The 13,301-nt window shown below is 47.0% G+C and carries 8 protein-coding genes; 2 read left to right on the top strand and 6 right to left on the bottom strand.

The genetic code is table 11. From position 1 onward, the window contains the following. Nucleotides 1-67: 67 nt before the first annotated feature. From bioD to QK890_RS04670, 5 genes are all read right to left on the bottom strand, one after another. Nucleotides 68-709, bottom strand: a complete 642-nt coding sequence (bioD, locus tag QK890_RS04690) for a dethiobiotin synthase (protein ID WP_032539804.1) — start codon at nucleotides 707-709, stop codon at nucleotides 68-70. 31 nt (nucleotides 710-740) lie between these two features. Then, on the bottom strand, nucleotides 741-2,186 hold the full coding sequence (gene bioC / locus QK890_RS04685; RefSeq protein ID WP_032539803.1) for a malonyl-ACP O-methyltransferase BioC: 1,446 nt from the start codon (nucleotides 2,184-2,186) through the stop codon (nucleotides 741-743). Between the two features lie 46 nt (nucleotides 2,187-2,232). Then, nucleotides 2,233-3,420 (bottom strand): 8-amino-7-oxononanoate synthase, encoded by a 1,188-nt coding sequence (locus QK890_RS04680; RefSeq protein WP_032531860.1) that lies wholly within the window; start codon nucleotides 3,418-3,420, stop codon nucleotides 2,233-2,235. A 133-nt stretch (nucleotides 3,421-3,553) separates the two neighbouring features. Next, on the bottom strand, nucleotides 3,554-5,791 hold the full coding sequence (bioA, locus tag QK890_RS04675; protein ID WP_032539802.1) for an adenosylmethionine--8-amino-7-oxononanoate transaminase: 2,238 nt from the start codon (nucleotides 5,789-5,791) through the stop codon (nucleotides 3,554-3,556). Further along, a complete protein-coding gene (locus QK890_RS04670; RefSeq protein WP_032531862.1) occupies nucleotides 5,781-6,188 on the bottom strand; it encodes a hypothetical protein in 408 nt (135 codons plus the stop codon). Before QK890_RS04670 ends, bioA begins: the two co-directional genes overlap by 11 nt. Nucleotides 6,189-6,515: 327 nt before the next feature. Between QK890_RS04670 and QK890_RS04665 the strand changes: the two genes are divergently transcribed. Together QK890_RS04665 and QK890_RS04660 are read left to right on the top strand one after the other, a co-directional pair. Beyond that, nucleotides 6,516-9,644, top strand: coding sequence for a SusC/RagA family TonB-linked outer membrane protein (locus QK890_RS04665; protein WP_367627223.1), 3,129 nt, complete (start codon nucleotides 6,516-6,518; stop codon nucleotides 9,642-9,644). A 107-nt stretch (nucleotides 9,645-9,751) separates the two neighbouring features. After that, nucleotides 9,752-11,344 (top strand): RagB/SusD family nutrient uptake outer membrane protein, encoded by a 1,593-nt coding sequence (locus tag QK890_RS04660; protein ID WP_367627222.1) that lies wholly within the window; start codon nucleotides 9,752-9,754, stop codon nucleotides 11,342-11,344. Nucleotides 11,345-11,479: 135 nt separating this feature from the next. On the opposite strand, the gene QK890_RS04655 is transcribed toward QK890_RS04660, so the two are convergent. Continuing rightward, nucleotides 11,480-12,979, bottom strand: a complete 1,500-nt coding sequence (locus tag QK890_RS04655; protein ID WP_234211661.1) for an L-lactate permease — start codon at nucleotides 12,977-12,979, stop codon at nucleotides 11,480-11,482. Between the last annotated feature and the right edge of the window lie 322 nt (nucleotides 12,980-13,301).

Genomic DNA, 13,301 nt, shown 5'->3' with positions numbered 1-13,301 from the left:
GAATTGCCTGTTTGTGTAATCCGTTAATCTGTGGTGAAAGAGATTTTGCAATCGTGTACCGTGGCGTTTATAATTCCGGTACTGTCCTGAATTTAGTTTCCGGGAAATGCTTCTTCAGATACCGTTGGATAAATTGCTGTGTATCCTCTTGTATGGTTCGGTCTTCGACTGTGGGATAGAGGTTGTATAATACCGTATCCAGTTCGATGCCCCGGCTTTTAATAGCTTCCAGGCTGAGGAGAGTGTGGTTGATGCTGCCCAGCTTGCCCGAAGTGACAAAAAGTAACGGATAACCCTTTTGCGCTACATAGTCGATGGTCAGGAACTCTTCGGTGAGTGGAACCATCAGTCCGCCGGCACCTTCGAGCAGGACGATGTCGTAACGGTGGCTCAACTCTTCTGTGGCACGTTCTATCTTGTCGAAATCGATGGGCCGTCCGTCGATACGTGAGGCGAGATGTGGAGAACAGGGATAAGAAAAGATTTCAGGCATGGTCAATCCTTCCCGGTCGTCATCGGTAAGGGCGATGTCCATGATGCGGCGGTGCAGGTCGATATCTTCCGAATGACCCGTATTTCCGGTCTGGATAAACTTTTGGGTAATGGTACGTTGGCCTTTCCGGTTCAATTCCCGTGCCAGATAACCTGTGGCATAACTCTTTCCTGCATCTGTATCGATGCCGCTGATAAAATACACATTCTTTTTCATACTTCTTATGTTTGAGACCCGCAGGTCGTTATTATCTTTTCTTTGCAATGATATAAATGGGATGATAGGTCAGTGAAACAGAGCCTTTACCAGGGCTGAACAGACGCTCATATTCCTGACAGAAGAGGCTCAGTTTGCTCCGGGTCCAGGCTCTGTTACAGGTACCCGTCACTCCGGTTTGTTTCAGGTGATAAAGTACTTCCATCGGATTGCTGAAATTCAGTGAGATGACTTCTTCTTCCGTATGCACGATGTCGTATAGTGCCGAGAGCGAAGCAGTCAGTTCTTCTCTTGAACGGTAGGCGAGTCCCTGTCCGGTCAGTTGACGGATCTCCTTCATGTTTTCTTTCCCGAATGTACTGAAGGCGATGTATCCCTGTGCATTCAGGATGTTTTCGCATTTGCGGAAAAAAGCGTCGGGATGCTCAAACCATTGCAGGACGGAACACGAGGTGATCAGTTCCGTTCCGTGGGGAAAGGCAAGTGCTTCGGCATCTCCGGGCAGGAAAGAAACCTGTTCGTTCAGGATATCTTCGCAACTGTGGCGCATCTCTTCACAGAGATCATTCAGCAGTAAGCGTTCCGGACGAAACGAACGGAGCAACAAACGCGAGTAAGTACCCGTGCCACAACCGAACTCTACGATGCGGCGGAAAGATTGCCGGGGGAGGTGCTGCTGTAACAGGGTACACATTTTCCGGGCAATCTGCTGTTGCACGCGGGCTTCGTGAGGATAGGTATCGATTGCTTTTGAGAAGCGTTGGGCGATCAGCTGTTTGGAAAAGGGAATAATGGGAGAGAGGTTCTCTTTCAATATCTTATCGTCATAATGTGCTCCTTCATATCGCTGTATTTCAGTGCAATGCCCTTCCCACGCCTGTTCCTGATTCCGGGACGGAAAGATATGGTCTGATTCTCCGATAATCGCTTTATTCCAGACAAAGGCGGATGGGGGCAGTTCGTTGCATTGCTTGCGGATGGCGGCCAGTTCCTCTTTCAGTTCCTCAACCGTTCTTTGGGGAGCTATCTCGCAGAAAGCCTTAAAGTCACTTCCCGAACCGCACATCCGTCTGCGAAACTTCTGTAGCGTTGCTTCGCTGAGGTTGTTGAGTGTGCCCTCAAAAATGACGGGAGGGATTCCTCTTGCGTTATCGATGGGGAAAGGAGTACCGTTGATGGCAATGCTTTGCGTTATGGGAAGGTTACTGCCTTGCAGCACTTGTGAAGCAGCCCATACTCCCATTGACCAGGCTACAACCTGTATTTGGGTATATGTGGAGAGCAACGTCTTGTCAAAGTCAAGGGAACGGTAATCATAGCAGATAATCAAGTCTCTATGTTGTGGGAGATAATGTATGAAGGGAGTTTCGTCCATTCCCCATCCGGTAAAGAAGAGAATGACTTCACTCCCGGTCTCTCTCCCGGGGAGAGGAGAGTTCTGAGAATATTTTGTTTGATATAGTCTTTTAAGTATCATAGCTTTATTGTTTATCGTTCACAGTTTATCATTCATCGTTTACAGTTCATCGATTATCATTTACTGTTGATATGAGTTTTTCCACTTCCTCGTCTGTCACGTCTGCGGTCAGTGAAAAGCGGATGCGGGAAGTACCTTCCGGTACTGTAGGCGGACGGACAGGTAATGCGTAGAATCCTTTACGTTGTAACTCTTTCGCTATCTGTATGGCAGTTACACTTTCACCTGCTACCATAGGCACGATCTGACTGACTGAAGTGGAAGAATAACCTTTCTCCCGGAGCGCAACTCGCAAACGCTTACTGATGGCTGCTAAGTGTTCTCTCTTTTCTTGATATTCAGCCAAATGGCGGAGTACGAATGAAGTCCATTGTAGGGTGACGGGCGGAAGACCGGTGGTGAAGATGAAAGGACGCATCTTATTAATCAGATAATCCCGTATTACTTGTTTGCATACTACGTAGGCTCCGGCAGAAGCCAGCGCTTTTCCGAAGGTACCTACCAGAAAGTCGATATCCGCTATGCATCCGTAAGCTTCGGCGCATCCCAGTCCGCCTGCTCCCCGGACACCTACCGCATGGGCTTCGTCCACGTAGAGCAGTATGTTCGGATACTTTTGTTTGAGCTTGATCAGCCGGGGCAGGTCTGCTTCGTCTCCATCCATACTGAAGATGCTTTCGGTAACGATAATCACCTGTTCGTATTGTTTGTGATGGGTTTCAACTAATTTTTCTAACTGGCTGTATTCATTGTGCCGATAACGGATATATTTGGCCTCCGATAACCGGATACCGTCTATCAGGCTGGCATGTACCAGTTTGTCCGCGAGAATCAGTGTCTTTGTGTTGCATATGGCTGGCAGAATACCTGTATTGGCATGATATCCGCAGTTGAATACCAATGCTGCTTCTGTCCCGAAAAGTGAAGACAAGAGATCTTCCAGTTCACCGTATGCGGCAAAATTACCGGTAAGCAGACGGGAGGAAGAGGAAGAGAATTTGACTTCTTCCGGTTTTACTGTCTGCCAGAAAGCATTTAGTAAGACAGTATCATTGGCCAGTCCCAAGTAATCGTTGGACGATAGGTTTAGCATCCGTTGCCCGTTAATGATGACCTCTTTGCCTTGATGAATCAGGGTAGGGAGGATACGGAAATTATTCTGTTCTTTGAGAAGTTTCAACTCCTCAAAGAAACGGACGGATTCATAGCCTTCCGTTTCTTGATTATAGTTCATGATTGTAATGTTTTTGAGTTTATTTCACCACAGAGGACACAGAGGACACAGAGTTTTAATCTCTTGTTTATTAGGATGTTTAAGAGAAATATATTCTCTGTGTCCTCTGTGTCCTCTGTGGTGAATCATCAGTTTAGAGACAGGTGGAGCCGTCGGTTATACATTTTATCATTCCTTCCGTCAGTTTCGTCAACTGTTCGGATGTAATGATAAACGGGGGCATTACATATACCAGTTTACCAAACGGACGCAGCCAGATCCCTTCTTCTACAAAACGGCGTTGCAGATGTGCCATGTCCACCGGTTCTTTCATTTCGATCACTCCGATGGCACCCAATACCCGTACGTCCGCTACTTGAGGAAGCTTACGCGCCGGAGCCAGTTCACGGTTTAGTTGTGCTTCGATCCGTTTTACATTTTCTTGCCAGCCGGATTCCAGAAGCAGCCGTATCGATGCACACGCCACGGCACATGCCAGAGGATTTCCCATAAACGTAGGCCCGTGCATGAAGGCACCCGGGAAATGGTTGGAGATGCAGTCTGCTACTTCGTTGGTGGTCAGTACTGCCGACAGGGTCATGTATCCTCCTGTCAGGGCTTTTCCGATGCACATGATGTCCGGCTCTACTCCGGCATGTTCCCAGGCGAAGAATTTTCCGGTACGCCCGAATCCGGTCGCTATTTCGTCAAAGATCAACAATACCCCATGCTGTCGGCAGAGGTGTGCAGCTTGCCGTAGGTATTCCGGATGATAGAACCGCATGCCTCCCGCACCTTGTACAATTGGCTCGAGAATGAAAGCTGCCAATTTTCCGGACTGCTTTTCCAGCAGTTGTTCCAGCGGACGGATGTCTTCCGGATCCCATTCGTCTCCGAACCGTGAAGTAGGGGCGGGGAGGAAATGGCGGATAGGGAGTGCCGAACCGAAGATGCTATGCATTCCCGTTACTGGATCGCATACCGACATGGCATTCCAGGTATCTCCGTGGTAACCGCTGCGGATGGTGACGAAATTACTTTTTTCCGGTTGTCCGGCTGCATACCAATACTGTACGGCCATTTTCATCGCTACTTCAACTGCTACCGAACCTGAATCGGCATAGAATATCTTTTGCATGGAAGGCGGAACCAGCGGCAGCAACAGTTTGCCCAGTTCGATAGCCGGATCGTGTGTAAGTCCGCCGAACATGACGTGAGACATCTTGCTGAGTTGCTCTTGTACTGCCCGGTTCAATGCCGGATGATTGTATCCGTGGACTGCACACCACCACGATGACATACCTTCGATCAGTGTCTGCCCGCTTGCTAATGTGATGGTGACACCGTCAGCCCGTTTCACTTTATAGACCGGAAGTGGATTGGAAGTCGAAGTATACGGGTGCCATAAGTGTTCGCGGTCGAACTGTGAGTCGGCAAAATGGTAGCCTTCCGAAAGAATCATCTCTTTGTCATCCGATACTTTAGAGCCAAGAGTAGTCAGCAAATCTCCCACAATGGCGGAGTTAATGCCGATATAGAGCGATTTCCGGACAGCTTCGGGCGTGAGCTGCGAACGTCCCCCGGCAAAGCGCAGGTAGGCTGTAGGGTTGATGAAACGGAAAAGGGCGACTGTTGTCAGTACCTCTTCTTCGCTGAGCGGTGACTGATGTTCGAGCGGAGTGCCCGGTATGGGTTGCAACAGGTTGATCGGGATGGACTGGATGTCGAGCTCGCGGAGCGTGAAGGCAAACTCTATTCGTTGTTCCACGGTTTCGCCCATACCGATGATACCTCCGCAACAAAGGTCCATTCCCACCCGTCGTGCGGCATGCAGGGTCTTCAGTTTCTGCTCCTGTGTATGTGTGGTGCAGAGTGAGTCGAAATGTGAAGGAGCAGTCTCAAGGTTACAGTGATACCGGGTGACTCCGGCATTGTACAGTGCCTGTAATTCTTCTTCGTCCAATAGTCCCAGTGAGGCGCATAGCCGGATAGACGAGTGACGTCGCATTCGTCGTGCGGCTACACAAAGTTCCTTCATGTTTTTAGGCGAAGGTTTCCGACCGCTGGTCACCAGTGAAAAACGATTGATTCCTTGCGCTTCGTTGTATTTGGCCTGACGCAGACACTCTTCCGCACTCACCAGATCGTATACATCTGCCTTCGTCTTGTAGTGGGACGACTGTGCACACCATTTGCAGTTTTCGGGGCAGCGTCCCGAACGGGCATTGATGATGGAACACATGTCGAACTCCTGTGAAGCGCAGAAACGGGTGATTTCGTGCGCTGCATCGTACAACTCTTCTTTTCGGGGAAATTGTGCCAGCCATTCGGCCTGCTCACGGCTGATCGCCGTTCCCTGTAATACTTGGTTTTTGATTTCTTCAATGGTCATAGGATGGGGAATTAAAAAAGAGGTTGCCGGTCCCATTTGGATGGGAGGCAACCTCTTTATATAAAATGTATAAAACGGATGTCGCAACAGCCTGCTGTGCGGCACCTGAATAAGAATGTTTCAAAGATTGAAATGGAATGAAAAGAAAGAGTAAGGGTGTGGGAGACAGTACGGTACTCTCCCAATCTTCTTCCGGGACAGAATCTTCTGTTTCACGTTGCGGGTCAATTCCTTCCGTATGTGGAGTCTGTTGCTTGCACAACGCACATTCCGTAACATTCTTTCTCAATTGTCCGATGGTGACACACAATCCCAAAGTGGCGAATATGGCATAGGCTTTCCGGCTCCACTGGCGGAAGCGGATGAACGAATGCGATATATACCTTTCTTTTTTCATAAGCTATATGGGGGATATCTTGTTATCGGACGGGGGCAAAGCTACAAAGAATCTACGGAATGACCAAGGGATAGCATCGGTTTGTGAACAGAAGTGTCACTTCTACCACAAATGCGGTACAAGAATCCCCTATAAAAGGGATTTCGGGAACAACCTCTATGCTCTACTTTTGCAGCATGGAATGATCCGTGAAAATTAATTAAAAAATGTAGGTGGCTTTTGACACACCTTCAAGAATAAAACAACAATTTCAAAGCTTTTAACAACAATCTGCCGGATTGTGTGTTAAACAAAAGATTCTAATTTAAACATAACTAAACTTAAGGTATGAAGACCAATTTACGTCTATTATTTACGTTGCTCTTTGTGGTTTCGGTTGCAGCATTACATGCCGGGACAATGAATGACATACGTGTTTCGGGCACTGTTGTGTCCGAAGGAGACCCGTTGCCCGGTGTATCGGTATTAGTGAAAGGAACCAGTGTCGGTACCATTACGGGTATCGACGGTAAGTATTCCATTAATGTACCGTCCGATGGTACGCTGGTATTCAGTTTTATCGGACTGAAATCCGTGGAACATAAAGTGGGTGGACGCTCAGTGATCAATGTCGAACTGGTGCCCGACAGCAAACAATTGGAAGAAGTGATGGTAGTAGCCTATGCCACTGCCAAGAAATATAGTTTCACCGGTGCCGCTTCTACCGTTAAAGGTGACGAGATAGCAAAATTACAAACCTCGAGTGTCTCACGTGCCCTTGAAGGAACCGTAGCCGGTCTGCAGGCAAGTGCCGCAAGCGGTCAGCCGGGTACCGATGCAACCATACGTATCCGTGGTATCGGATCCATCAATGCGTCCAGTGCACCTCTTTATGTAGTGGATGGTGTGCCTTATGACGGCAGTGTGAACTCTATCAACCCCGAAGATATTGCATCGATGACGGTTCTGAAAGATGCGGCCTCGGCTGCTTTGTACGGTTCGCGTGGTGCCAATGGTGTAATTATTATCACCACTAAACAGGGACAAAGCGATTCGAAGACTACGGTGAATGTGAAAGCCAGCTTCGGTGGTTCCAATCGTGCGGTACGCGATTACGACCGGATCGGCACCGATCAGTACTTCGAACTTTATTGGGAGGCTTTACGTAACCAATATGCACTTGATACAAAGAATTACACTCCTCAGACGGCGGCTATCAAAGCTTCTAAAGACTTGGTAGGAAAACTCATGGGGAGTGGCCCCAATCCTTATGGGGCTAAATACCCTCAGCCGGTAGGCACGGATGGAAAATTGGTGGACGGGGCCGTTCCACTCTGGAACTTCGATTGGCAGGATGCCATGGAGCAGCAGGCACTTCGCACGGAATTGGGATTGAATGTCTCAGGAGGGGGCAAAACCAATCAATATTACTTCTCTGCCGGATATCTGAATGATAAAGGTATTGCCTTGGAGTCCGGCTATGAACGCTTTAATCTCCGTTCGAACGTGACAAGCCAGATGACCAAATGGCTTCGGGGAGGAGTGAACATGAGCTTTGCCCACTCTTTGCAGAATTATCCTGTATCATCGGATACGAAAACAAGTAACGTCATCAATGCCGGCCGTCTGATGAACGGGTTCTATCCCATCTATCAGATGAACGAAGACGGAACCTATAAACTGGATTCCGAGGGACAGCGGATATACGATTTCGGTTCTTACCGTCCGTCCGGTTCGATGGCTAACTGGAACCTTCCGGCTACATTACCCAATGATAAGTCGGAGCGTATGAAAGATGAATTTTCGGGACGTACTTTCCTTGAGGTTACTTTTATCGAAGGATTGAAGTTTAAAACCAGCTTCAACTTTGACCTGATCAATTATAATTCACTCGACTATACCAACCCTAAAATAGGCCCGGCTGTTAATACCGGAGGTTCATCGAGTCGTGAAAACGACCGTACTTTTTCGTGGACTTGGAATAATATCCTGACTTATGACAAAACCCTCGGAGAGCATCATTTCAACCTGTTGGCCGGACAAGAGGCTTATTCTTACCGTTACGATGTGTTGCGGGCATCCCGTTCGAATATGGCATTGCCCGATTTTCCCGAACTGGCTGTCGGTTCGCTGGTAACCGGAGGGACAGGATACCGCGTCAATTACTCGTTGGTAGGATACTTCTTAAATGCCCAATATGACTATCAAAGCAAATATTTCTTTTCAGGTTCTTATCGGCGGGACGGATCTTCCCGTTTTGCTCCAGAGACCCGTTGGGGTAATTTCTGGTCCGTCGGTGCTTCCTGGCGTATCGATCGTGAAGACTTCATGGTGGCTACGAGCGACTGGCTTTCTGCTCTCACATTGAAGGTTAGTTATGGTGCGCAGGGTAACGATAATTTGGGAACGTATTATGCCAGCAGCGGACTTTATTCGGTGGTGAGCAATAACGGAGAGAATGCATTGGTATCCGATCGTCTGGCTACACCAAAACTGAAGTGGGAAACCAACTTGAATTTCAATGCCGGCATTGACTTCTCGTTGTTCAACAACCGATTCTCCGGTTCGTTCGATTTCTTCCGTCGGCGTTCGAAAGATTTACTCTATTCCCGTCCGCTGGCTCCCTCGCTCGGTTATAATTCAGTAGACGAGAATGTAGGCGAACTAAAGAATACTGGTGTTGAAATCGATCTGAAAGGTACCTTAATCCATACCCGGGACTTTATGTGGCGATTGGGGCTTAACCTGACACATTATAAGAATGTCGTGACTGACCTTCCATTGAAAGATATGCCTGTGAACGGAGTTCATAAACTGGCAGTGGGACGTTCTGTTTATGATTTTTACATGAAGAAATGGGCGGGAGTTGATCCGGAAAACGGGGATCCGTTGTGGTACAAAAATGTGAAAGATGCCAATAACAAGATCACCGGGTGTACGACTACCAATGACTATGCCCAGGCGGATTATTACTATACCGGCAAATCATCCTTACCCAAAGTGTACGGGGGATTTAATACCGCTTTCTCGTATAAGGGCTTTGAACTATCGACAATTTTTGCCTATAGTATCGGAAATTATATCGTGGACCGTGACGTAACTATGCTATGGCATAACGGAAGTTCTACTGGACGTGCCTGGTCGACAGAAATCCTGAACCGTTGGACACCGGAGAATCGATATACTGATGTACCGGCACTAAAAACCGTATCGAACAGTTGGAATGCAAATTCCACACGTAACCTGTTTAATAACTCGTTCCTGCGGATGAAGAATATCACACTATCGTATAACTTCCCGCAACCGATGATAAAGAAGATCAGTCTGAACAGCCTGCAATTGTTTGTACAGGCCGATAATCTGCTCACCGTTTCGAAGAATCAGGGACTCGATCCCGAACAGGATATCAGTGGGTTGACATATTACCGTTATCCGGCCATGCGTTCCATTTCAGGAGGAATCAATGTTTCGTTCTAAGGCTTTAATCCCCGGAAAAGGGCTGTTGCAATCGTATGCTCCGCCCCGGTTTAATCATGCATAAATCACATATAACAGATATAGTAAAGTATAAAATAACAGATGATATGAGAACAATACGATTTAACAATAACAGACATATCTCTTCTTCTCCTCTTCCTCGGACAGAGGGTGGGAGAGAGGTTTCCGTGAGTAATACCTCCGGAGATAAGATCCCTAAAGGTAAGTTTTCCTTTCTCCTTCTCTTCTTCCTTTTGTTCCTGGGGAGTTGCAGCAGCGACTTCCTCGACAATAAGCCGACAGATGCCGTAGATTCCGGCCTCGTACCTGTACCTTCGAATGCCGAACGCATCTTTAACGGTGCGTGGTACAATCTGTTCGAATATGGTACCACTTATGCCAACATCGGCTATCGTGCTTTGATGTGCCTGGACGACATGATGGCCGATGACGTGGTTTCGCGCCCTATGTATGGGTTTAATTCTTCTTATCAGTTCAATGACGTGGTGATGCCTTCCGACGGACGTACCACTTTCGCCTGGTATCTGATGTATAAGACCATTGACAACTGTAATACGGCCATTTCTATTCAAGCTACCGGAGATGATGATACACCTGAGTTCCGGCATGCCCAGGGACAGGCACTTGCCGTACGTGCTTTCTGTTATCTTCATTTGGCACAGCATTATCAGTTCACCTATCTGAAAGATAAGAATGCTCTTTGTGTACCGTTGTATACCGAACCGACCAATCCGAATACCAAACCTAAAGGAAAGGCAACGCTCGAAGAGATCTATACACAGATCATCAATGACCTCAACCGTGCCAAAGGACTTCTTGACGGTTATGTACGTCCGAATGACAAGTCGAAATACAAACCTAACACCGATGTGGTAAACGGACTTCTGGCCCGTACTTATCTGCTCACCGGACAGTGGGACGAAGCCGCCAAAGCCGCATTGGAAGCTGCCAAAGGTTACACTCTGATGACGGATGCCAAAAACTATATGGGCTTCAACGATATATCGAATACCGAGTGGATCTGGGGGCATCCGCAATCTGTCAGCCAGTCCGATGCCAGCTATAACTTCTATTATCTGGATGTGGTGGAACCCGATTCATATAATAGTTTTATGGCCGATCCGCATTTCAAGGATACTTTTACCGAAGGTGATATTCGTCTGGAATTGTTCCAGTGGATGCGTGAAGGTTATCTGGGATACCGCAAGTTCCGTATCCGCTCTGATCAGACGGGAGATATTGTCATTATGCGTTCTGCCGAGATGTATCTGATAGCTGCCGAAGCTTTGGCACGTAAAGGTCAATTGGGCGAAGCCGTAAAACCGCTCAATACTTTAAGGAATGCCCGCGGACTGGCCGATTATGATCTTACCGGAAAAACGCAAGAGCAGGTTATTGATGAAATTCTGATGGAACGTCGCCGTGAACTTTGGGGTGAAGGATTTGGCATTACTGATGTTCTACGTACGCAACGTCCTGTGGTACGTGTCGCACTGACTGATGTGGAAGCTGCTAAGGAGTACGATTGTTGGCAGCAGAACGGCACTTTCAAGAAGTATCATCCAGAAGGACATTGGTTCACCAGCTTCCCCGATGGAACGAAGTTTGTGCCCAATAGTAAGTATTATTTGTATTCTATTCCTGAAAAAGAGACGAATGCAAATACGAATCTGAAATAAGAAACCATAGTCAACTGATTTTATATGACCTGTTTCTGAAAAATCAGATAGATTAATACAATAGACAAAAGGTGTGTCATAACTCTGCGGTGAATAAGAGTTGCGACACACCTTTTTTATCAATACCGTTAATGGTTAACTGAATATATACACAATGATTCCCGTAATGACTACATAAGCCAGTGCATATGGAATGGCTGCTTTCAGGATTTCTCCTTCTTTCCCTTGTTGGTTTCCTGCCGATGTAGCGATGGCGATACTTTGAGGAGAGATGATTTTGCCTCCTGTCGCACCTACCGTATTGGCGGCTGATAACCAGTCCGGACTGACATTGATATGTCCTGCTACGCTGGCTTGCAGCTTTCCGAAGAGGATGTTCGAGGATGTATCACTTCCGGTGATGAAGGTACCCAGACAGCCGATAACCGGAGCAAAGAGAGGGTAGAGGCTTCCGGTGGCTGTGGCGAGTGCAGTGGCAATCACGGAAATCATGCCTGCCGTATCCATAATGGTAGATAACCCCACCAGGCAGATAACGGTGACGAACGTTTTCTTTAATTGTTTCACCGTGTTCCATAAAACGACAAACAGCTCTTTCACTTTGGCTCCCTGTATCAGACCGCCTACAAACGTGCCTACGAAAAGCAGAACTCCGGCATGTGTCAGCCAGGCGATGGTATAGTTCACGGTGGAGTCATTGATGGGGAGGCTGATGCGTGTCACCCAGTTATTTTCAAGCGTACTTCGGAGTCCCGGGAAAAGCGGACTGGTCAGTATGATCAGTAACAAAATCAGCAGATAAATGCTCCAAGCGTTTAGGATATCTTTACCCTTCAACATGCTTTTCTGTTCTTTCTCTTTTTTCGGAGAGGTCAGTTTGCCATAAATAATGATAACGACGATAGACAAGATGCTGCCGATGATAGCCGGTGATTCCGCCCCCATATATCGGGCCGCAACGTACTGGCTGCCTAAAGATACAGCGCCTACCAGCAGTGCCAGAAATAGGTTTTTGGGTAATGATTTTATTTTCGGGTCGGCCAGGAAGAGCAGTACCAACGGTATCAGGAACATTAGTACGGAAAGTTGCAGTACGACGTTCGTACTCAGCACCTGTACATCCAGATTGGTTTCTTTGGCGAGTACCAGCACCGGTGTACCTATGGCACCGAAAGCCGTAGCCACACTATTGGCAATCAGGCTGACGGTAGCTGAAAAAATGGGTTTGAATCCCAGACTGATCAGGATAGCGGCGGGGATGGCAACAGCTGTACCAAAACCTGCCATAGCTTCAAGCAACCCTCCGAAACCCCAGGTAAGGAGCAGTACCTGGATACTTTTATCGGTAGAGATGGAAGAGAATTGTTGTTTGATAATCTCCATTTTCTCTGTTTTCAGCAATACATTGTAGCTGAAGATAGCCATTAGGATGATAATCAGGATGGGAGAAACCGCTTTCAGTGCACCGTATACGAATGAAAATACCAAGTTGTCTGCCGCATAATGGAATCCGAAAAGAGCTATCAGCATAGTTACTATGAGGGAGATGACGCTACTTTTGTCACCCGGCATTTTAAAAAATGCCATTAATACAATCAAGAGCAATACCGGAACGATGGCAAGGATCAATGTCATAATTGTCTGTTTTTAATAGTTGATGTTTAAGTTAAGATATTGATATAACAAAACCGGAACCTGTTTTGACGGATGAAATAATTATTTTTTTGCTGTATAGCGGTAAATAACGTGAGTTCGATATAATCTAAAACATGGCAAGCTGCCTGTCCTTGATAATATTAACATCAATGGCAGGCTTCTTTTCAAAGAAACAGTAAGCCGCAATGGCAGCTATGTGAAATAGATACTCAGATCTATTGTTTCGTTTTGTGTGATTTTTGAAGAATTACAAAGTGATTTTTATTTGAATGAAGAATGCAAGGAGTAATTGAATTTCTGT

Source organism: Bacteroides sp. NGMCC 1.200775 (assembly GCF_040798045.1).
Taxonomy (GTDB): Bacteria; Bacteroidota; Bacteroidia; order Bacteroidales; family Bacteroidaceae; genus Bacteroides; species Bacteroides hominis.
The sequence above is the reverse complement of the archived record's forward strand: the minus strand, read 5'-3'. Positions and strand labels throughout refer to the sequence as shown.